This is a genomic window from Arthrobacter sp. TmtSoilC79 (assembly GCF_059739405.1).
The window spans coordinates 4,318,717-4,339,863 of the sequence record NZ_AP046051.1 but is presented as its reverse complement, the minus strand read 5'-3'; the positions used below and the strand labels follow the sequence as shown (position 1 = coordinate 4,339,863).

Below are 21,147 nucleotides of genomic sequence, written 5' to 3'. Positions count from 1 at the left end.
TTCCTCACTTCTCTGTTGACGTGGTGTTGATTGATTCAGCAATATGGCGTGCGCCGGCGACGGCCAGGGCCACACCGGTCAAGGTGGGGTTGCAGGCCGTGGGGGTCGGAATGACACCGTTGCCGGCAACGAACAAGCCCCTGACATCCCAGACCTGCCCGGTGGGATCGCAAACGGCAGTTCCGTCGTTGGAGGTACCCATGCGCAAGGTGCCTTGGTAATGCAGAGAGGCCCCGGCAGGGAACGTGAGCGGTTCCTCCCCGAGCGGCTCGCCCAGGGACCGCGCAGCGGCTACAACCGATTCGCGCGCAGCAGACAGCGTCTGCTCATCACGTTCGGTGAAGGTGTAGTGGATGTTCATCGCAGGCAGCCCGTATGCGTCCGTGGTGTCTTCGGAGAACTCAACGCGATCGGAGGCCTGAAGGTCCTTGGCGCAGAACCATCCAAGCCCCACGATCGAACCCGGGATGACGTCACCTGAGATCGGCACCGGCGAGGCATCGAGCTGCATGACCTGCCCATGGAAGGGCTGCTCATCGGTGAACGGCACCCAGCTGACACCGCTCTGGGCAGTGATGGTGGTGTCGCGTGAGGAGGCCGCCGGAGTATCGTCCCCGACGCCGGTCAGCCGGACAGCGTGGACAATCTGCGGCTGGTCATTGAGGTAACGGCCCAGTGCTTCCGGGCGGATACCGGAGGCGAACAGCAGCTGCGGGCCGCGCAGGGCATCGGCGGCAACCACGACGTACCGGGCCGCAATTTCGTGCTCGTCTCCGGTCTTGTCGTCACGCACCCGTACGCCGCTGACCTCGTTCCCGGCGGTCAGCACCCGGACGACAACGCTTTCGTCGAACAACTGTGCCCGGGGATTGTTTCGCGTTTCGTCGCCGAACACCACGTCCGCTCCGGACCAGATGAACCGGCCGTCATCGGTGCGGCGGACCGCCAGCGGCATGGGCTGGACCTGACGCCCGGGTGCGCGGCCGCCGTCGAGCGCTGCGGACAACCGCGAGCGGACGAGGTCGGCCAGCGGAGCGTCAGCCAAGGCCTCAGCACTCACGGAGAGGAGGCGTTCTGCCTCCGTCAGGAGCTCATTCATGTCCGGGAGGAAGGCGATGCGCTCGCTTCCACCGGGGCGGGGGCATGCTCCGGTCCAGTGCGCTGCCATGCCGCCAACATTGCTGGAGAAGGCAAGGCCTGGCAGTCCGGCCTCGCCCGGCTGCTGCCAACCGTCGTCGAGGAGGAAAGTGCCTGGCCGCACCGGCCGGGCAACATCGCGGGCATACTCAGCGAGGTCCCCTCCTGTTGGCACGGCACTGACTTTTCCTTCCGAACGGCGCTGGGCGGCTTCGCGGTCCTCCACGCTGGCGATGTTCTTCACGTGCGAACCGGGGGGATCGCTGATGGTTGGACCGGCCTCGAAGATGGCAATGGATGCCTCGGGGCTGAGTTCGGAAAGGATGCGTGCATACGTTGCACCGGCGGGGCCGCTTCCGATGATTGCGACGTCGACGCGGGCTGGATAAGGGCGCGCTGAAGGTACTGCTGTGGTGGTCATGCTGTTCTCCAGGAGTCTGTAGGAGGGAGGGCACCAGGGCCCTTGGGGGATTACTCAGCCGGCATTTGTGGAAAGTGCGGGTTGAGTGTCGAGAAACAGGCGCCGTTCCCGACGACGCTCGGCTTGGCGGGCCGGGTTGGCGATGGGCGAGGCGAGAAGGAGGGCCTTGGTGTAAGCGTGGTCCGGCTGGGCAATAACGTGGTCCGTGGCTCCTGCCTCCACAATTTCTCCGCGTCGCATCACCGCGACGCGCTGGCTGATATGCCGCACCACGTCGAGGTCGTGCGTGACGAACAAAAGCGAAACACCGGTCTGCTCCTGTATGTTGGCGAACAGTTGGAGGACCCGCGCCTGGGTGGACAGGTCAAGTGCACTGACGGGCTCATCACACACAATGAGCTTGGGACTCCGGCACAAGGACCGGGCGATTGCGATGCGTTGCCGCTGGCCACCGGAGAACTCCCGGGGGTAGCGGGTGCTGGCGTTGGAGGGCAGATTCACCACATCCAGGAGTTCCCGGACCCGCCGTTGGGCATCAGCCCTGGAGGTGCCCGATACCTGCATGGGCTCCGACAAGATGTCGCTGATGGTCATTGAAGGGTTCAGGGAGGTGTAGGGATCCTGGAACACCACCTGGATATCGCTGCTCAGGGCCCGGCGTTCCTTCTTGTTGAGCTTGGTGATGGACCTGCCATCGAAATGGATGTCTCCACCGCTCACGGGAGCCAGGCCCAGCACGGCACGGCCGATTGTTGATTTGCCCGAGCCGGACTCGCCCACCAGCCCCAGGGTTTCGCCGGGCTTGATGTCCAGGCTTACCCCTTGCAAGGCCCGGAATGTGCGTTTGCGGCCGAACCCGCCCACCTTGTAGTCCACGGTCAGGTCAGTGATCCGCAGGAGGGGCTCTGCGAGGGTTGGGGTTTGGCTGACGGAAGTCATCGTGCACCTTCTGTCTCGGCGGTCAGGGGGTCGATGGGGTGGTGGCCCGGAGTGTCCGACGTCGAATCGAGCGCAGAGTCCAGGAGGAGGCGCGTGTACTCTTCCCGGGGGTTCGCGAACAGGTCATTGACTGCGGCTACTTCCACGATTTCTCCGTTGCGCATCACGGCCACTTGGTCGCAGAGATCGGCTACCACACCGAAGTTGTGCGTCACCAGGACCACGCCCATGCCGCGTTCTGCCTGGAGGCTGCGGATGAGGTCCAGCACGTCCGCCTGGACTGTGACATCCAGTGCGGTGGTGGGTTCGTCGGCGATCAGGAGCTCCGGATTGCAGGAAACCGCTCCTGCGATGAGCACCCTCTGCGCCATTCCGCCGGAGACTTGATGCGGGTAGGACTTGAAGACGCGCTCGGGATCGGGAATGCCAACGCGGGCGAGGAGCTTGAGGGCTTCGTCCTTGGCGGCCTTCGCCGAAATGCCCAGGTGGTGCTGCATTGGCTCGGTGAGCTGGGACCCTATGCGGAAGGCGGGATCGAGGTTGCTCATCGGTTCCTGGGGAATGTAGCCGATCCGGGCGCCGCGCAGGCGGTTGCGCTCTTTCGGAGTCATCCCCAGCAGGTCCGCTCCGGCGAAACTCAAGGTTCCCGCAGTCATGTCGGCTTGTCCGGGCAGGAGCCCGAGGACCGAGAAGGCAGTTTGCGATTTGCCCGAACCGGATTCTCCCACCAGGCCAAGGATCTGGCCGCGCTCCACCCTCAAGGAAATGCCCTTGACGACGTCGGCCTTCCCACCGTTGGGGCGGAGATAGGAAACCCGGAGGTCGTTGATGACCAGGAGCGTGTCTCCCGGGTCCACGGGTGCCTTTTCCAGCGGCCGTGCCGGTTCCAGAGTGGAAGCGGTGCGTTTGGCCGGCTTGGCGGTCTTTGACGTCTTTGCGGTCTTTGCCGTCTTGGCGCGGCCGGCCGAAGAGCCGTAATTCGCCAGGGCGTCGCGGAAGCCGTTGCCCACCAGGGTGCAGGCCATGACGGTCAACACCAGTGCGACACTTGGCCAGAGCAGCAACCAGGGAGCGTTGAAGATGTTCTGCGATGCGTCATTGAGCATCAGGCCCCAACTGGCTTTGTCGGAGGAGCCGAGGCCAAGGAAGGCAATGCCTGCCTCGATGCCGATGCCGGCACCTGCCAACAGGGCCGCCTGGATGATGGTGGGCGTGATGACCACCGGAAGGATGTGGCGGACCATGATGCGGATGTCGCTCAACCCGGAGACCCGGGCAGCGTCCACGTACAGCTCTTCCCGTACGGCCCGGACCGAGCCACGGATCAGAAGGAACACCGAGGGGGCGATCAGTATGCCGAACACCACCAGCGCCAGTGAGGTACTGCGTCCAACTCGGGCCAGCACCACCAGGAGCACCACGATGGCCGGCAGGGAGAGGAGCGCGCCACTGATCCACATGCTGACGCCGTCGATCCATCCCTGGCGGTACCCTGCCAGGAGCCCGGTGGGTACGCCGATCAGCAAGCTCACGGCAATGACGATCGCGGCACTCAAAAGGCTGGTCTGGGCGCCGTACACGAGGTTTGCCAGGACGTCGCGGCCCACACCATCAGCGCCCAGCGGATGCTCGGGAGTGAAAGGGGGCGCGAGCACATCAGCGAGGCGCGTGGCGGTGGGGTCGTAGGAGGAGATCAACGGTGCGAGGACCGCAACCACGGCCAGCAGGACCAGGAACACCAGCGAAATCACTGCGGCAGGTTCACGCAGAAACTTCTTGAACAGGTTGTCGGCCTGGGGTGCGGAGCCGACCACTTCCAGCGACTTTCGGGTGCCGGTGACAAGGTTATCGGTCATGAGACACGAACTTTCGGATTGATCCAGCCTTGTGCCAGATCGACGAGGAGGTTGACGACGACTACCAGCACCACCGTGACCAGGACAATCCCCAGCACAACGGGAAGGTCGCCGCGGCCGGCAGAGTTGTTGGCCTGGGTGCCGATTCCGGGGATATTGAAAACTTTCTCAACGATCACCGAACTGGAGATGGCCACGATGAACATCAGGGACACGGTGGTGAGGCTCGGACCCGCTGCGCTGCGCAAGGCATGCTTGACCACGACGCTTCGCTCGGGGAGGCCCCGGCTGCGAAGCGTCCGGACAAAGTCCTGCTGCATGACATCGATCATCGATCCACGGACCTGCAGTGCAATGGAAGCCAGGGAACCCAACGCCAGTGCAATGACCGGGAGCGTGATGGAGGCCAGCCACTTGCCAGGGGAGTCGGTGAAGGCCGTGAACCCCGTGGCCGGCAGCAGGCGAAGTTGAACAGCGAAAACCAAAGCCAGGACCAGTGCTACCAGGAAGCCGGGAATTGCCTGGACCAGGGTGGATGCCACCTGGAGGCCGCGATCCAGGCGGCCCCGGCGCAACGCCGCGGTAACACCAATCAACGTTCCGAAACAGGCGGCGAGGATCAGCGATCCGATCACCATGGACAAAGTGGGAGGAAGTGTTTGGGAAAGCAATTCCCCTACGGGCTGGTTGGTGAACCAGGACCGGCCCAAGTCTCCGCGCACGGCCGATCCGAGCCACTGGAAGTATTGGGTGATCAACGGTTCATCAAGGCCCAGCTGTTGGCGCTTGGCCTCCACTTGTTCGGCCGAAGCCACAGGCCCCAGCACCTGGCGTACAGGGTCCTGCCCCGTGAGGTTCAAGAGGAAGAACGTCGCTGTGGAAATAACGAACATGAGCACCAGTCCTGAGGCCAGGCGGCGAAGGATAAACATCAGCACGGCAGCTCCTTGGGCTTCGGAAGATGAATGGATTGGCAGGGGGAGGCCGGCCCGGGAACGGGCCGGCCACCCACCTACTTCTTCGAGGCTGTGAAGCCCCAGAGCGGCGGCAGCGTGGAATAGCGCTGCGGCGTGACAGTGATCTCAGCGTTGCTTGCGAAGACGTTGTCGGACTGGATGTACGGTGCAAACCAGGCCTGGTCCACCAAGTAGGTGTTCAGCTGACGGAACGTTTCGGTCTGTGCGTCGCCGGTTTCGCCCTGCGCCTTGTTGATCAGGTCAACCACGGTGGGATCGGAGACGTGGAACGGGTTCCACAGTGATTCAGGCGTGAGCGCGATCTGCGCGAAATCCCACGGACGCGGGCTGTTGAGTCCGAAGATTGCGGCCGGGTACTTTCCTGCCAGCAGGTCCGAGATGAAGGTCTGGCCGTTCACAGGCTGGTACTGCGGTGTGACGCCGATGGCGGTCAGCGCTTCGGTCACCGCTGCCTGCTGGTCGGGGTAGACGGGGGATACATCCGGCATCGGCAGCGTGAAGCCGTTCGCATAGCCGGCGTCGGCCAGGAGCTTCTTCGCGGCGTTGACGTCAAAGGGGTATTTCTTATCCAGCTCAGGAATGAACGCATCACTGGTGGAGCTGAAGACCTGGCTGGTGGCCTTGCCCTTACCGCCGAAGACCTTCGCGTGGATGGCGTCGCGATCCAGGGCCATGTTGATCGCCTGGCGGACCTTCGGCTCGGCGAGCGCAGGAACCAGGGAACCCTTGCGGTCGAACAAGTAGAGGCCGCTGGTGGTGTAGGCGGGGCTGGTCTGGATATTCAGGCCGGCGGACTTGAGGCTGTTTGAATCCTTATCGGTCACTACTGCGAAGTCTGCTTCACCGGCGCGCAGCGCGTTGAGGATTGCGTTGTTGTCGTTGAAGACCGTGACTTCGACGGTGTCGAACGGGAAGTCTTTGGCGTTCCAGTAGTCAGCGTTCCGCGTGTAGACGTACTTGATGCCGGTCTGGGACTTTGCTGCGTCCAGGATGTAAGGGCCGGAACCGATGGGAGTGGTGTCCAGCGCCGGTGTTCCCAAGGCCTTCGGGCTGGCAAGGACACCGGCGGTTCCGCCCAGGTTCGGCACGAGCGAGGGGTCCGGAGCGGAGAGGGTGACCATGAGGTTGGTGGCGTCGGTGACGGTTACCTCCTGGATGAAGCGCAGCTGGCCGCCGGCTTCGCCCGTCCCCTTGCGGGCCGAGTCCAGGTTGGCTTTGACTGCAGCCGCATCCAGGGGTGTGCCATCGGTAAATTTGACGCCTTCCCTGATGGTGAGGGACAGCTTCGTCCGGGTGTCATCGTAAGACCACTTGGTCACGATGTTCTCGGCCGGTTCTCCCTCGTTGGTGTTCCTGAAGAGGGAGTCGTAGACGGGCTGGAGGAACTGGGTGGTGGGGCCGGTTCCGAAGTTGCCCGGAGAGAAGGACTCGGGCGGGGCAATGGCTGCAATGTCCAATTCGGTGGGGGCGGCGGAACCGCCAGGTGAAGAACCGGTGCAGGCGGTAAGCGCCATAACGGCTGTGACGGCGGCAATGCCGACTAATTTGCGCATGTTTCTCCTAGACAAGGCGTCGAAAGCTCAGCTTCGAGGGATTCGACTGGTCTCCGGCAACGACGCAACGGAGATGGATAGGTATGGCGGTAAATGCTGGCTGGAATGCCTCTGGAAGGCGCCTTGCTTCACAGGAAATCCTGCGGATTCCTTGAATGCTGTACTGGCGCAGGGCCACGGGATGCAGGTGGTGTGCTTCATCCCGGTCTCCCTCGCCGTCGAGGTCAATGTTGCTCAGTGGACGCTTTGTGGCGTCTATTACAAAGATAATCCGGTCACCGGAATAAGTCAATGACTTATTCCGATGAGCGGACTTAGGCGGACAGGTCCTCGGTGACCGGGCCCTGGTCCTGATCCTGGCCCTGATCCTGCTCCAAGGACCGCGTCAGCGGTTCGGTCAGCCGGGCGAGGAGCCCGGGAAGGTTTTGCTTGGAGAAGAGCTCCCCGAGCACCAGCTGGGCTGCTCCGACAACCCCGCCCACCTGTTCGTCGATTGCCGACAACTCCACGATCAGGTCAGGTGCGCCCGTTGACGGCAGTCGCTCCAGGACCGCCTGCTGGATGGGCTTGAGCACGATGTCTTTCGCCCGGGCAATGCCACCGCCCACAACCAGCATGTGCGGCGCGAAGAAGCTGACAAGCGTTGCGAGGCTGCTGCCAAGGAGCGCAGCGGTCCGGCTGAGCAGTTCCGTCGCCGCAGCGTCCCCATGCTCGGCGGCCAGCGTGACGTCGTAGGCGCGAACGCGCCCGGATTCCTTGAACACTTTCGCCAGGTAGGGGCTGCGCCCGGTTTCGGCCAGCATCAGGCCATCCCGTTCGATCGCCCACCCGCTGGTGACTGCTTCAAGGCACCCTGTGCGTCCACACCTGCAGGCAACTACCCCGGCTTCGGGAACGGCGACGTGCCCGATGGAGCCGGCCAGTCCATGCGAGCCCCTGTAGAGCCTGCTGTCGGTGATGAGGGCGGCTCCAACTCCAGCTCCGGCTCCGAAATAGAGCAGGTGCTTTGCCTTGGCGGCCCGCGGATTGCTCTCTATCTCAGCCAGGGCGAGGAGGTTGACGCGGTTGTCGACCCATACTGGAACAGGCCACCGCGCTGCGAACTCTTCCCGCACCGGGTAGTCGTCCCAGCCGGGCAGGACCGGCACGCCAACGGGGGTGCCGGTATCGAAATTGACCGGCCCTGAGAGGCCTACGCCGATTCCGAGCATGTTGTTGTTGCCCTGTTCCCTGACCACTTCCTGGATGATCACGTTGACCTGGTCCAGGATCCGGGCGGGCCCTTCGCCGACGTCGCATAGTTCCCGGTGGCGGGTGCCGAGCAGGGCGCCGGCAAGGTCCGAGGCGCTGACAACCATTTCATTTGATGCGATGTCCACGCCAACCACGTAGCCCGCCTGGGCGTTGAGGGACAAGAGCTTTGCTGTCCGCCCTCCTGTAGAGGGGGCGCGGCCGGGGGAGTGGATGAGCCCGATCTGTTCGAGTTCTGCAACCCGCTCGGCAACGACGCTCCGGCCCAGGCCCACCTGGTCGGTCAGGGTGGCTTGGGTTATGCCCTCTTCCCATCGGATGGTTTCCAATACGGATGCCAGTCCGGTGTATCGCTCTATTGCCATCAGATCTCTTCCTGCATGCCGTCGCCCACCGCGTCAGTGCCGTGGTGATGAATCCAGTCCGCAAAGCGAAGCCGTTCGGGCACTTCCACGTGCCATCATCCTCCAGCTTCGCGTCGCCAAACAATAAAAGTCTAGCAACTTATACCGGTCATCGGATAAACTATATGAAACCCATCACACAAGGAGGCCGCGTGCGGCGATCTGTTTCAACCACAGCAGACGGTGTCCAGTACCGGGACTTGAATGGGAACGGTGTACTGGATCCCTACGAAGATCCCCGCCTGGATGCGGCAACGCGCGCCGCGGATCTCCTGTCGCGTTTGTCGGTGGAAGAAAAAGTCGGGCTGCTGTTCAACACGGTCATGGTCGTCGGTGAGCCGGGGGACCACGATGCCGCCAGCCCCTTCGGGCCCGAGACTCCCCGCGACTTTGTGGTGGGCAGGTCCATCAACCACTTCAACGTTGGCCACTTCCCTTCGGCGGAGCACATGGCCCGCTGGCAGAACGCCATGCAGGAACTCGCCGAGCTCACCCCGCACGGGATCCCCATTACTTTTGGCACCGATCCCCGCCATGGTTTCGCACAAAATGACGGAATGGCCTTTGCCGCCGGCTCGTTCTCGCAGTGGCCTGAGCCCATGGGCCTGGCCGCTCTCGGCGAGGCCGCCGTCGTCAGCGACTTCGCACAGACGGCCAGGAGCGAGTACGTCGCGGTCGGACTCCGCGCGGCCCTTCATCCACAGCTTGACCTGGCATCTGATCCCCGCTGGGCCCGTCAACTGCAGAGCTTCAGTTCAATTCCTGCGGTTGCCTCGGAGTACGGTGCGCTGCTCATCGCAGGACTGCAGGGCCAAAAGCTGTCCTCCACGAGCGTCGCCTGCACCGCCAAGCACTTCCCGGGCGGTGGCGCGCAGGAAGACGGTGAGGACCCACACTTCCCCTCGGGCAAAGCCCAGGTCTACCCCGGCGGCAACTTCGAAGAGCACCTGGCCCCCTTCCGGGAGGCGATCGCCGCCGGCACCAGCGCGATCATGCCTTACTACTCACTGGCGAAAGACCTGGTTATCGACGGTATCGAAGTGGAGGAGGTGGGCTTTTCGTACAACAAGTATCTGATCACCTCGCTTCTTCGCGGGCAGCTCGGCTTCGAGGGGGTTATCCTCACTGACTGGCAGCTGGTCACGGACCTCGAGGTCTTCGGCCTGCCCTTCCCTGCCAAAGCGTGGGGCGTGGAGCACCTCAGCCCGCTGGAGCGGGTGGAGAAGCTTTTCGACGCCGGTGTGGACCAGCTGGGCGGTGAATCCTGCACGGAGTTGGTGCTTGAGCTGCTGGCCGACGGCAGGTTGTCCCCGGAACGGGTTGATGCTTCTGTGCTGAGGATCCTGCGGGTTAAATTCGAGCTCGGTCTCTTCGACAATCCCTACGTTGACGCGGATGCTGTCAGCGAGGTGGTCGGTTCGGCCCGGTTCCGCGACGCCGGACACCGTGCCCAGGCAGAATCAGTGACGATCCTCAAGAACGATGGGTTGCTGCCGCTCCGGGCGGACACCCGCGTCTATGTCGAAGGAGTCAACCCGGAAGTTATCGGCGGCCGGGCCACCCTTGTGGATGACGCGAAGGATGCCGACATGGCTCTGGTCCGCCTCACGGTCCCCTACGAACCACGCAACGAGTATTTCCTGGACGCCATGACGCACCAGGGAAGCCTCGACTTCCCGGAGGAAGACATCGCGCGGGTGAGGGCCCTGGCAGAAGAACTCCCTGTCATCCTGGACGTCTACTTGGAACGGGCAGGAATCCTGACCCCCTTCGTGGACATTGCCTCGGCCATCACCGCCAACTTCGGTGCCTCCGACGCTGCCCTGTTCGACGCCTTAACGGGCGCTATCCCGCCCAAAGGCCGGTTGCCGATTGAGCTTCCCCGGTCCATGGCCGCCGTCGAAGCTTCGCATCCTGACGTCCCCAACGACACCGAAGATCCGCTCTACCCCTATGGTGCCGGCCTCAGCCTGCCATCACCTTCCCGGAGCGAATCCGGAATGCGCACGTGAACGGGATGACCGGGAAACATCAATCGGGCGAAGTTTTCTGGAGTGAGTTCGTCGATGCCCCGGATTCGGCGCGGCCACGTGCCTGGTGGCACTGGATGGACGGCAACGTAGAACATGAAGGCATCCGCGCTGACCTCCGCTGGCTCCACTCGGTGGGCGTCCGGGGCGTCCAGGCCTTCGACGGCGCGCTGGGGAACCCGCTCGTGGTGGAGGAAGCCGTGATTTCCGGAAGCAAGCAGTGGCGCGAAGCCATTGACGTTGCCGTCACTACCGCCCACGAGCTCGGCTTGGACTTCACTGTTGCCACATCGGCCGGTTGGAGTGCCTCGGGGGCTCCGTGGGTTGATAAGGCCGATGCCATGCGCAAGCTGGTGTGGTCGCAGACTGTGGTCGAAGGCGGCGAACCGGCCCAGCTCAACCATCTGCCGGACGTCGCAGGGCCGTACCAGGACATCCCGAAATGGGGATCGGGCCCCGGAGTTGAGCCGGATGAAGGGTCGGGAGATGCGAAAGACCTGTTTGCCTTGGCCATCCCGTTCCACAGCGTCCACGATGCTTTGGAGCCCGCTTTCGTGCGCACCTCCGATTCGCCCGCCGAAGCGGTCAGCGTCGGCCATGCCGCCGTCGTCGAAGGTTTCCGCCTGGCACGCGATCCTGACAACCATTCGGTCGCCTGGGTCGAACAGTCCTTTGCCGCGCCGGTGACGGTGCGTTCGTGCGTCATCGAGCTCCCTGGCCCCCACGGCTTCGGTGCGGCTCCGCCCGCCAGTGCCACGCTTCAGGTCCGGAATGACGACGGCGGTTACGTCACCGTCTGCACCCTGCCGGCGACGCAGTGCCCGTCCAGGAGCATGTCTTTCGCCCCGGTCAGCGGGACCCACTTCCGGTTGCTGCTGGAGGCTGACGGGATATCGACCGTCCTGGCAGCGTTCGAGAAAGGCGTGGTGCCCCCGCCGGTGTTCCGTCCGCTCAGCGAGTACGTGGTCACCACCTTTGCACTCTACGAAGCCGGCATGCCCGCGCACCGGGAAGCCAAGAGCGGCTTCGCCACGGCAACCGACTACGACGAGCTGGAGACTGATCCGCGGGCAGGAACCGGGGTGGTTCCGCTGGCGGGGATCCTTGATGTCAGCAGCCGGATTTCACGGGGAATGCTTTCGAGCCCCCTCCCGGAGGGTACGTGGCGGGTCATTCGCTTCGGGGCCTCCCTGACGGGACAGACCAACGGGCCGGCCCTCCCGGAAGCCACCGGGCTCGAGGTCGACAAACTCGACAGCGAAAGGGTGCGGCGCTATATCTCCACCCATCTGGCACAGTTCGGTGACGCCCCGATTGACGGCCTCCTGAGCGACAGCATTGAGGCCGGGCTGCAGAACATCACGGACCAGCTCCACCACCGGTTCTTCGATCGCCGGGGCTACGACATGATCCCCTGGATGCTTTCCGTGGCCGGCTTTTTGGTGGAGGACCCGGCATCCACTGACCTCTTCCTTGCCGATTTCCGGCGGACGATCGCTGAGGTATTCGCTGAGTCGTACTACGGAACGTTGTCCGAAGAAGCGCACAAGCGCGGCGCGATCTACTATGCCGAGGCGTTGGAAGACCGCAGGCCGCAGCTCGGCGATGATCTTGCCATGCGCTCGCACGCAGACGTTCCGATGGGAGCCATGTGGACCTTCAGTCCTGAAGGAGGCCCGGCACCCACCTACGTGGCGGACCTGAAAGGGGCGTCGTCGGTGGCGCACGTTTACGGGCGCAGCCACACGGGCGCTGAAGCTTTCACCTCAGGACGGAACCCGTGGAGTGATTCGCCGAAGTCGTTGAAACACGTCGCCGACCTCCAGCTCACCTTGGGGGTGACCCGCTTCTGCCTCCATACTTCCCCGCACCAACCCAGCCAGGTACCGCCACCCGGGATCGCCCTGGCGCCCTCGCTCGGGCAGTCCTTTACCCGCAACGAAACCTGGGCATCCAGTGCCAGGCCTTGGGTGGACTACTTGGCCCGGTGCTCCCATCTGCTGTCCTTGGGCAGGCCGGCGGTGGATATTGCCTACTTCATAGGGGAGGAAGCCCCTGTCACCGCCCTCTTCGGCAACACCTTCAACCACGATGTTCCCGTTGACTACGACTACGACTTCATCGGCCCGGACGCACTCGGTTCTGTCCTGGATGTTGAAGAGGGGGAGCTGCGGGCAGGCGCCTCCCGCTACAAGCTGCTCTATCTGGGCGGCGCCTGCCACCGGATGAGCACAGGCGCCCTGCGCGCAATCCTGCGACTGGTGGAACAGGGGGCTGTGGTCGTTGGGCAACGTCCAACGGCCCTGCGCTCACTTGCTGACGACCCTCATGAACATCAACGGCTCTGTGACGCGATCTGGGGCAGCTGGAACAGCGGCCAGGTTTTCGCCACCGCAGACCTGGCATCCGTGCTGCGGGATCGTTTTCCACCCCGGGTGACGATTGGGGACCCCCGCGTAAGGCGGATCGCCCGTTGGCTCGGTGATGACCAGCCTCTGCTGTTCATCGCCAACCCAGCCAATGAAGAGTTGCGCACCACCGTGACCCTGCCGGACTCCGATGGCACGTTCGTTGCCTGGAACCCGGTGACACTGGAACAACATGCCCTCACACCCGCGGAAGGTGGAGAGGGTTTCGACGTATGGCTGCCCCCTTATGGTTCGCTCTTCATCCTCACGGGTGAAGCCGGGCCTCGTCCCGAAAAGGAGTGGCTCGCGGAGGTCAGCGGAGAATGGACCCTCACCATCCCGGGCTCGGATCCTGTGCAGCTGGCCCACGCCGCCTTCTGGACAGATCCCGGAATCGGGGCGGTGGACTTCTCTGGAACGGCCACTTACGAGGTTGATTTCCAGCTCCACGGCCCCGAACTCCCGCACGCCATCCAGTTCGCCGAGGTTTCTGATGTAGCGCAGGTCAATATCAACGGAGAAGAGTCCGGAATTCTCTGGACCGCTCCTTACAGGGTGTCCACCAACGCGCTCAAGCCAGGGATGAACCGCATCCGGATCAGCGTCACCAACCCGTGGCGCAACCGGCTGATTGCTGAAGCCCGCAGCAGCACCGGGACGCTCTTCCCGCCCATGACCGCCGTGTTCAACAATGAAGCCGGGATCCTGCCCGCAGGGTTACTGGGACCACTGCATTTGGTCTACGGAGACCGCCCATGATCCCCACTAGTGAAAAGACTGGATGCATGAAAAACCAAGCAATGACTTCCGCCGCAGCCCTGGAGGGCCAACGCCAGGCCGACCTCGGCGACGGAACATACCTGAACCCGATCTTTGCCGGGGACCACCCGGACCCGGCAATCCTGCGCGACGGTGACGACTACTACGTGACCTTCTCGTCGTTTGAATCCACGCCCGGACTGGTCATCTGGCACTCGAAGGACCTGCTGAACTGGCAACCGCTGGGCCCGGCCCTTTCGACGCCGATCGGCTGTGTCTTCGCGGTGGACATGTGCAAGGTGGACGGCCGGTACTTCATCTACATTCCGGTCATCCCCACTGCCGTCTCCCCGGACCCCAAAGCGCCTGTCCTGACCTATGTCATCCATGCCGAAAACATGGCCGGGCCCTGGAGCGAGCCCATCAGCCTCGGCATCGAAGGGCACATCGATCCCGGGCATGTGGTGGGGGAGGACGGGAAACGCTATCTTTTCCTCAGCGGTGTCAGCCGCGTCCGGCTTACCGACGACGGATTGGCCACAGCCGGCCACGTGGAACATGCCTACGATGGCTGGCGCTACCCCGACGATTGGGTTGTTGAGGCCTACGCCCTGGAGGGGCCAAAACTGACCCGCCGCGGCGAGTACTTTTATCTCACGACGGCGGTTGGCGGCACCTCCGGTCCGCCCACCGGGCATATGGTCACCGTGGCCCGGTCCCGCTCCATTGATGGCCCATGGGAGGACTGTCCCCGCAACCCCATCATCAGGACGTGGGATGCAGGTGAGCCCTGGTGGAGCAAGGGCCATGCCACGTTGTTTGAGGGCCCCAACGGTCAATGGTGGAGCATTTATCACGGCTATGAGAAGGGCTTCGCCACCCTTGGCCGGCAGACACTGTTGGAACCCATCGAATGGGACGGGGACGGATGGCCCAGGGCAGGCGGGGGAGACCTTTCAGCGCCGTTGCCTGCGCCACTGCCAGTGCCGGTTTCAGCTCCGGCTGCCTCACCGGCATCCGGCCAGGGCCACGGAGCTCCCTTGTCCGACGACTTTTCCACGGAGCGCTTTGGAACCCAGTGGTCGTTCCACTCACCGTCCAAGGATGAATACCTTCGGGCATCCTTCGACGACGGACTGGTCCTGCAGTCCCGCGGAACCGCCCCCTCGGACAGCTCGCCGCTAACGTGCATTGTTGGCGACAAGCGCTACGAGATCACGGTGGAAATGGAAGTGCGTGGCGATGCCCAGGGCGGGATGCTGTTGTACTACAGCGACCGCCTGTTCTGCGGCATGGGCCACGACGGCGGCCGCATGACGAGTTACCGTGCCGGCAGGGCCATCCCTTACTGGCGTGAACCAGCCCCTGCAGCCCGGACCATGCACCTGCGGATAGTCAATGACAACCACATCGTCACCCAGTACTACAGCCTGGACGGGATCGACTGGACCAGGCATGGACTTCGTTTCAACGTGGAGGGTTACAACACAAATACGGCCGACGAACTCCTCAGCCTGCGCCCGGCACTATTTGCTTCCGGGGCGGGGGAAGCGCGGTTCAGGAACTTCAACTATCGCGTTCTGGACGACTGAGCAGTCTCCGGAGTCCGCTTGGTGCCGGCTGCCGCCACTGAGGAAAATATGCGACGCCGGGACACCTTCCGGCAGCGGTTGGGTACGGTTTCCCTATGGCGGCATCCCAGAAGCGAACAGAGTCCGGCTCCACCTTGCTCACGGTCATCATCGCGTTCGTGGCGAACGCGCTGGTTGCGGCGGCAAAGTCGGTGGCGGCTGCCCTGACGGGTTCGGCGTCGATGACTGCCGAAGCCGCACACTCCTGGGCTGACACCGGCAACCAGGTTTTCCTGTTCATCGCCGAACGCCGCTCCCAACGCCCGCGGGACAAGGGCCATCCGATGGGCTATGGCCGCGAAGCGTACGTGTGGTCGATGTTTGCCGCTTTCGGGCTCTTCACCGCCGGAGCGGTGGTGTCCATCATGCACGGCATCCAGGAAATCATTGAGCCGGAACCGGCCTCGGACTTCACTATCGCGTATGTGGTGCTCGCAGTGGCTTTTGTCCTGGAAGGATTCTCCTTTGCGCAGGCCTTCCGGCAGACGAGGAAAGCCGCCCGGCAGCTGGAACGCCGCACCCTGGAGCAGGTCCTGGTCAGCTCCGATCCCACCCTGCGCGCGGTCTTCGCCGAGGATGCTGCCGCGCTGATCGGGCTGGTAGTGGCCTTCATAGGTGTTTTCCTGCATCAAATCACCGGATCACCCCTGCCGGATGCCGTGGGCTCGATCGTTGTTGGGGTCCTGTTGGCAATAGTTGCCGTGGTGCTGATCGACCGCAACCGGCGGTTCCTGGTGGGCCAGGGTGTCACTCCGGACATTGAGCGCTCCATGGCACTGAGGCTTCTGGAACACCGGGACATCGCCCGGCTCACCTATCTGCACCTGGAATTCGTGGGTCCGCGGAAGCTCTACCTTGTGGCGGCAGTGGACCTGCAGGGGGACCACCCGGAGCACGAAGTCGCCGTGGCCCTGCGCAGGATCGAGCGCGAACTCGAAGACCACGAAACTGTGGAAGAGGCTGTGCTGACACTGGCCACTTCGGACGAGGCAGCCCTCTCTCCCTAGCCGGAGGCCGACCTCAGCCGCTGCATCTGCTCCCCGGCGTCACTCCCCGGCGCGGGGGTGTAGACCACTATGTGAAGGTCGGGCCTGTCCGAGGGCGAGACCTGGTGGTGTTCCATGTGCAGCACGCCAACGGCCGGGTGATGGAATTGTCGTTCGCGGGATTCAAAGCCCAGGATGTCGTACCGGTCCCAGCTCTCCTGGAATTCCGGGCTTGCTGCCTTGAGCCGCTCCACTTGGTAGGCCACATCCGGATCGCCGAGGCGCTGCCCGGTTTCGGCCCGGAACTCAGCCAAAAAGCGCTTGCTGGTCACATCCCAGTCCGGGAGGAGGTCCCGGATGTAGGGATCGGTGAAGACCAGCCACAAAAGGTTCCTGTCGGCGGCGTCGAACGTTCCAATGTTCGGATAGAGCGCCTCGTAGGCGCGGTTCCACCCGGCAATGCCCCAATCCGGCGACAAGGCATAGGAAGGGTTGGGGTCCAAGGCATCAAGGAGCCGCTGCACATGGGCAGGAGCATCGGCCGCCACCGGCCCCTTGGGCAGGGCAGATGCATAGCCGCCCAGGGAAAGCACGTAACTCAACCCTGTATCTGAAAGGTGGAGGGCCCGCGCTATGGATTCCAGCACCTGGCGCGACGGGCTGATGTCACGTCCCTGTTCCAGCCAGGTGTACCAGGTGACGCTCACCCCTGAGAGGAACGCGATCTCCTCGCGCCGGAGCCCGCGCTCGCGGGAACGCCCCACCGGGGGCAGGCCGTAATCGGAGCGAAGGGCTTGGTTGCGGCGGGTCCTGAGGAAGAGTCCCAGTTCTTTGCGCCTCTCATCTTTCACGGACCAACACTATTACTCTGGTACTTTCACTACTAGTAGCAGCGCCGTCTTCCGCCGGACGTAGAAGAACAGCAGGATGGTATTCATGCCTGCACTCCGCTCCAGAACAGTTACCCACGGCCGCAACATGGCCGGAGCCCGCGCACTGCTGCGTGCCTCCGGCGTTGCCAACACGGACATCGGCAAGCCGATCATTGCCGTGGCCAACTCCTTCACCGAATTCGTCCCCGGCCACACCCACCTGGCCCCTGTGGGCAGGATCGTCTCCGACGCGATCCTCGCAGCCGGTGCCGTGCCGCGCGAGTTCAACACCATCGCCGTGGACGACGGCATCGCCATGGGCCACTCCGGCATGCTTTACTCCCTGCCGTCCCGGGATTTGATTGCCGACTCCGTGGAGTACATGGTCAACGCCCACTGTGCCGATGCCTTGGTTTGCATCTCCAACTGCGACAAGATCACCCCAGGCATGCTCATGGCCGCGCTGCGCCTGAACATCCCCGTAGTGTTCGTCTCCGGCGGCCCCATGGAGGCCGGCCGGGTAACCCTGACCGATGGTTCCGTGCGCTCCCTGGACCTGGTCAACGCCATTTCCGACGCCGTGGACGAATCCATCTCCGATGAAGACATCAACCTCATTGAAGAGAACGCCTGCCCCACGTGTGGATCGTGCTCGGGCATGTTCACCGCGAACTCCATGAACTGCCTCGCCGAGGCGATCGGCCTGGCCTTGCCGGGCAACGGCTCCGTGCTCGCGACCCACACGGCCCGTAAGGCACTGTACGAAAAGGCCGGCGCCACCGTGGTTGATCTCGTCAAGCGTTACTACGACGGCGACGACGACTCCGTGCTGCCGCGCTCCATCGCCACCAAAGAGGCCTTTGACAACGCCATGGCCCTGGACATCTCCATGGGCGGCTCCACCAACACCATCCTGCACCTGCTGGCCGCGGCCCAGGAAGCCGGCGTTGACTACGGCCTTGCCGAGATGGACGCCAAGTCCCGCCAGGTGCCGTGCCTTGCCAAGGTGGCCCCGAACGTCGCCGGGGACAAGACCTACTATATGGAGGACGTGCACCGCGCCGGCGGCATCCCCGCGCTGCTGGGCGAGCTGAACCGCGGCGGACTCCTGCACAAGAACGTCCACTCCGTCCACTCCAACGACCTCGACGGCTGGCTGGACGATTGGGACATCCGCGGCGGCAAGGCCACCGAGGAAGCGCAGGCACTGTGGCACGCGGCTCCCGGTGGAGTCCGCTCCTCCACAGCCTTCTCGCAGTCGAACCAGTGGACCTCCCTGGACACCGACGCTGAGGGTGGCTGCATCCGTTCGGTGGAGCACGCTTTCTCCAAGGACGGCGGCCTGGCCGTTCTGCGCGGCAACGTTGCCGTGGACGGCGCCGTGGTGAAGACCGCAGGGGTGGATGAGTCCATCTGGATCTTCGAGGGCCCCGCCGTTGTCTGCGAGTCACAGGACGAAGCCGTGGAGAAGATCCTGAACAAGTCCATCAAGGAAGGCGACGTGGTGGTCATCCGCTACGAAGGCCCCCGGGGCGGGCCGGGCATGCAGGAAATGCTCTACCCCACCTCCTTCCTCAAGGGCAGGGGCCTGGGCAAAAAGTGCGCCCTCATCACCGATGGACGCTTCTCCGGCGGTACCTCGGGTCTGTCGATCGGGCACATCTCCCCGGAAGCTGCTTCCGGCGGTGCCATCGCACTGGTGGAGGATGGCGACATCATCAGCATCGACATCACCCAGCGCTCCCTCCAGCTGCAGGTTTCCGACGAGATCCTCGCCGAACGCCGCGAAAAGCTGGAGGTAAACGGCGGTTACAAGCCGAAGGACCGCGACCGCCACGTGTCCCCGGCCCTGCGCGCCTACGCCGCCATGGCCCTGTCCGCGGACAAGGGCGCCGTGCGTGACGTTTCGCTGATCGAGAACCTCTAAGGCTCCGGTTCGCGCTTAAGCCGCCCGCCGCCGTCGTGCTTCATCCAACGCACGACGACGGCGGGCGGCTTTTGCATTGTGCCTGGTGGCTACTTGCCCCGTAACTCCGATTCACCCTCCGCATAGGTGTCCAGCAGCTTGCGCGCATGCTCTCCGTCCGGGCCCTCCTGCGACAAAGCGGACCTCATGCCCTCAAGCTTTTCTTCGCCGGCAGGGAAAGGCGGCAGCAGCGGGGTGTTCGGATCGGTCAGTACTTCCAAAACGGTGGGCCGGTCCATGCCAAGGGCGTAGTCCCACGCTTCGCCCAGCTTGGCGGGGTCTTCCACCCGGACGCCGGCAAGGCCCAGCAGTTCGCCATAGGCTGCGTAGGGGAAGTCGGGAATCTGCTGGCTGGCCGGGAACCTTGGTTCCACCTCGTTTTCCCGCTGCTCCCACGAGACCTCGGCAAGGTCCCGGTTATTGAACACGCAGACCACGAACCGCGGATCAGCCCACTCGCGCCAACGGTGTGCAACAGTGATCAGCTCGGCGACGCCCAGCATCTGCATGCCGCCGTCCCCGGCCAGTGCCACCAACGGCCGGTCCGGGTAGGCCAGTTTCGCCGCCAGGCCGTAGGGGATCGCGCAACCCATGCTGGCGAGCGTGCCGCTCACGTGGGCGGGAACCCCGGGCGGAAGGACCAGTTGGCGGGCGTACCAGTAAACGCAACTGCCGACGTCGATACTCAGCTGGGCGTCGCCGGGGAGCCTCCCGTTGAGTTCGCGGACCACCAGTTCGGGATTGACCGGCCGGGCAGGGACGTTTGCCCGTTCTTCCGAGAGACGGCGCCATGCACGCACCTGGTGTTCGACGTCCTCCCGCCACGTGGCGCGGGACGGTTGGGTCCTGCCCGCAAGGCGCTTGCCCAAAGCGGTGAGTGTTCCGGCGGCATCGCCCACCAGGCCCACCTCGACAGGGTAGCGGTTGGCTATCTTCCGGCCGTCGATGTCGATTTGTACGGCCTTGGCGGTGCCCGGCTTCGGGTAGAACTCGGTCCAGGGATCGTTGGAGCCGATGATGAGCAGGGTGTCGCAGTTCTCCATAAGGTAGGCGCTGGCAGTGGTGCCGAGGTGGCCCATCGTCCCCGCCGCCAAGGGGAGCGTCTCGTCAACCCACGGCTTGCCCAGGAGGCTGGTGGTGATTCCGGCGTTCAGTTGTTCGGCCAACTCCACGACTTCCTTTTGGGCGCCCCGGGCACCTTGGCCGACGAGCAGCGCGATCCGTTCCCCCGCGGAGAGGATTTCCGCAGCTGCGTCCAGGTCCTCGTCGCGGGGCATGACCTGCGCCGGGTGCCATACGGGCGCCGTGACAACAATGCCGTGGTGTTGTTCCAGCTCAGGTGCCTCTGCGGACTGGATATCGTGCGGAACAATCACAACGCACGGGGACTTGGTCTCGAGCGCGGTGCGGAAGGCCCGGTCGATCAGCATGGGGACCTGCTCGGGCGAGCTGGCAAGCTGGGCGAACTGGGCTGCCACATCCTTGAACAGTGTCAGCAGGTCGATCTCCTGCATGTAGGCCGAGCCCAAAACCGTGGTGCTCTGTTGGCCGATGATTGCCACGACGGGCACGCTGTCCATCTTCGCGTCGTAGAGTCCGTTGAGCAGGTGGACGGCGCCTGGGCCTTGTGTGGACGTCACGACGCCTACGCCGCCGGTGTACTTGCCGTGCCCTACGGCCATGAAGGCTGCTGCTTCCTCGTGCCTGGCCTGGACAAACTCCACTGTGTCTTCGGCCCGGCGAAGGGCTCCCATGAAACCGTTGATGCCATCGCCGCTGTAGCCGAAGACCCTGTCCACGCCCCAGGCCTGGAGACGTTCCACCATGAGGTCTGAAACTGTTCGCTGCGTCATTTGGGCTCCTCGTCAGTAGGGGTGAGTTACTGCCTGAGGACATAGTAAGCATACTTAGCTATGCGGCACGCCGGGAGCGGTTGCGGATCCTTCGCCGCGAATTT

14 protein-coding genes are annotated in these 21,147 nt (G+C 63.9%); 6 read left to right on the top strand and 8 right to left on the bottom strand.

Going from position 1 to position 21,147, the window contains the following annotated elements:
* Positions 1-4: 4 nt before the first annotated feature.
* The 5 genes from AC6JA3_RS19890 to AC6JA3_RS19870 all read right to left on the bottom strand — a co-directional run bounded on the left by AC6JA3_RS19890 (position 5) and on the right by AC6JA3_RS19870 (position 6,883).
* Positions 5-1,558 (bottom strand): GMC oxidoreductase, encoded by a 1,554-nt coding sequence (locus AC6JA3_RS19890; RefSeq protein WP_026547426.1) that lies wholly within the window; start codon positions 1,556-1,558, stop codon positions 5-7.
* 54 nt (positions 1,559-1,612) lie between these two features.
* Positions 1,613-2,497, bottom strand: a complete 885-nt coding sequence (locus AC6JA3_RS19885) for an ATP-binding cassette domain-containing protein (protein WP_347782075.1) — start codon at positions 2,495-2,497, stop codon at positions 1,613-1,615.
* Positions 2,494-4,353, bottom strand: coding sequence for a dipeptide/oligopeptide/nickel ABC transporter permease/ATP-binding protein (locus AC6JA3_RS19880; RefSeq protein ID WP_497920532.1), 1,860 nt, complete (start codon positions 4,351-4,353; stop codon positions 2,494-2,496). Before AC6JA3_RS19880 ends, AC6JA3_RS19885 begins: the two co-directional genes overlap by 4 nt.
* Positions 4,350-5,285, bottom strand: a complete 936-nt coding sequence (locus tag AC6JA3_RS19875) for an ABC transporter permease (RefSeq protein ID WP_245232899.1) — start codon at positions 5,283-5,285, stop codon at positions 4,350-4,352. Before AC6JA3_RS19875 ends, AC6JA3_RS19880 begins: the two co-directional genes overlap by 4 nt.
* Positions 5,286-5,365: 80 nt before the next feature.
* Positions 5,366-6,883 (bottom strand): ABC transporter substrate-binding protein, encoded by a 1,518-nt coding sequence (locus AC6JA3_RS19870; RefSeq protein ID WP_347782073.1) that lies wholly within the window; start codon positions 6,881-6,883, stop codon positions 5,366-5,368.
* On the opposite strand from AC6JA3_RS19870, the gene AC6JA3_RS19865 reads away from it, so the two are divergent.
* Positions 6,882-7,178 (top strand): hypothetical protein, encoded by a 297-nt coding sequence (locus AC6JA3_RS19865; RefSeq protein WP_026542122.1) that lies wholly within the window; start codon positions 6,882-6,884, stop codon positions 7,176-7,178. The genes AC6JA3_RS19870 and AC6JA3_RS19865 overlap by 2 nt on opposite strands.
* Before the next feature lie 19 nt (positions 7,179-7,197).
* On the opposite strand, the gene AC6JA3_RS19860 is transcribed toward AC6JA3_RS19865, so the two are convergent.
* Positions 7,198-8,499, bottom strand: a complete 1,302-nt coding sequence (locus tag AC6JA3_RS19860; protein ID WP_347782072.1) for an ROK family transcriptional regulator — start codon at positions 8,497-8,499, stop codon at positions 7,198-7,200.
* A gap of 191 nt (positions 8,500-8,690) precedes the next feature.
* On the opposite strand from AC6JA3_RS19860, the gene AC6JA3_RS19855 reads away from it, so the two are divergent.
* From AC6JA3_RS19855 to AC6JA3_RS19840, 4 genes are all read left to right on the top strand, one after another.
* Entirely contained in the window at positions 8,691-10,550 is a 1,860-nt protein-coding gene (locus AC6JA3_RS19855; protein WP_347782071.1) for a glycoside hydrolase family 3 protein, read from the top strand.
* A 5-nt stretch (positions 10,551-10,555) separates the two neighbouring features.
* Positions 10,556-13,735 (top strand): glycosyl hydrolase, encoded by a 3,180-nt coding sequence (locus tag AC6JA3_RS19850; RefSeq protein ID WP_347782070.1) that lies wholly within the window; start codon positions 10,556-10,558, stop codon positions 13,733-13,735.
* Positions 13,736-13,761: 26 nt separating this feature from the next.
* Positions 13,762-15,327, top strand: a complete 1,566-nt coding sequence (locus AC6JA3_RS19845; RefSeq protein ID WP_347782069.1) for a family 43 glycosylhydrolase — start codon at positions 13,762-13,764, stop codon at positions 15,325-15,327.
* A gap of 95 nt (positions 15,328-15,422) precedes the next feature.
* On the top strand, positions 15,423-16,373 hold the full coding sequence (locus tag AC6JA3_RS19840) for a cation diffusion facilitator family transporter (RefSeq protein WP_091552649.1): 951 nt from the start codon (positions 15,423-15,425) through the stop codon (positions 16,371-16,373).
* On the opposite strand, the gene AC6JA3_RS19835 is transcribed toward AC6JA3_RS19840, so the two are convergent.
* Positions 16,370-17,203 carry a helix-turn-helix transcriptional regulator gene (locus tag AC6JA3_RS19835; protein ID WP_026542117.1) on the bottom strand — a complete coding sequence of 278 codons (834 nt, stop codon included), beginning with the start codon at positions 17,201-17,203 and terminating at the stop codon, positions 16,370-16,372. The two genes, AC6JA3_RS19840 and AC6JA3_RS19835, sit on opposite strands and share 4 nt — an antisense overlap.
* 85 nt (positions 17,204-17,288) lie before the next feature.
* Here AC6JA3_RS19835 and ilvD point away from each other — a divergent pair, with 85 nt between their 5' ends.
* Positions 17,289-19,151 carry a dihydroxy-acid dehydratase gene (gene ilvD, locus AC6JA3_RS19830; protein ID WP_026542116.1) on the top strand — a complete coding sequence of 621 codons (1,863 nt, stop codon included), beginning with the start codon at positions 17,289-17,291 and terminating at the stop codon, positions 19,149-19,151.
* 89 nt (positions 19,152-19,240) lie between these two features.
* On the opposite strand, the gene AC6JA3_RS19825 is transcribed toward ilvD, so the two are convergent.
* Positions 19,241-21,043, bottom strand: coding sequence for a thiamine pyrophosphate-requiring protein (locus AC6JA3_RS19825; RefSeq protein WP_347782068.1), 1,803 nt, complete (start codon positions 21,041-21,043; stop codon positions 19,241-19,243).
* Positions 21,044-21,147 lie beyond the last annotated feature (104 nt).

Bases quoted from the DNA above. Each gene is read 5' to 3' on its own strand.
- AC6JA3_RS19870 (WP_347782073.1), bottom strand. From the start codon at position 6,883: ATGCGCAAATTAGTCGGCATTGCCGCCGTCACAGCCGTTATGGCGCTT.
- AC6JA3_RS19865 (WP_026542122.1), top strand. From the start codon at position 6,882: ATGTTTCTCCTAGACAAGGCGTCGAAAGCTCAGCTTCGAGGGATTCGA.
- AC6JA3_RS19880 (WP_497920532.1), bottom strand. From the start codon at position 4,353: ATGACCGATAACCTTGTCACCGGCACCCGAAAGTCGCTGGAAGTGGTC.
- AC6JA3_RS19875 (WP_245232899.1), bottom strand. From the start codon at position 5,285: ATGTTTATCCTTCGCCGCCTGGCCTCAGGACTGGTGCTCATGTTCGTT.
- AC6JA3_RS19890 (WP_026547426.1), bottom strand. From the start codon at position 1,558: ATGACCACCACAGCAGTACCTTCAGCGCGCCCTTATCCAGCCCGCGTC.
- AC6JA3_RS19845 (WP_347782069.1), top strand. From the start codon at position 13,762: ATGAAAAACCAAGCAATGACTTCCGCCGCAGCCCTGGAGGGCCAACGC.
- AC6JA3_RS19860 (WP_347782072.1), bottom strand. From the start codon at position 8,499: ATGGCAATAGAGCGATACACCGGACTGGCATCCGTATTGGAAACCATC.
- ilvD (WP_026542116.1), top strand. From the start codon at position 17,289: ATGCCTGCACTCCGCTCCAGAACAGTTACCCACGGCCGCAACATGGCC.
- AC6JA3_RS19840 (WP_091552649.1), top strand. From the start codon at position 15,423: ATGGCGGCATCCCAGAAGCGAACAGAGTCCGGCTCCACCTTGCTCACG.
- AC6JA3_RS19885 (WP_347782075.1), bottom strand. From the start codon at position 2,497: ATGACTTCCGTCAGCCAAACCCCAACCCTCGCAGAGCCCCTCCTGCGG.
- AC6JA3_RS19825 (WP_347782068.1), bottom strand. From the start codon at position 21,043: ATGACGCAGCGAACAGTTTCAGACCTCATGGTGGAACGTCTCCAGGCC.
- AC6JA3_RS19850 (WP_347782070.1), top strand. From the start codon at position 10,556: ATGACCGGGAAACATCAATCGGGCGAAGTTTTCTGGAGTGAGTTCGTC.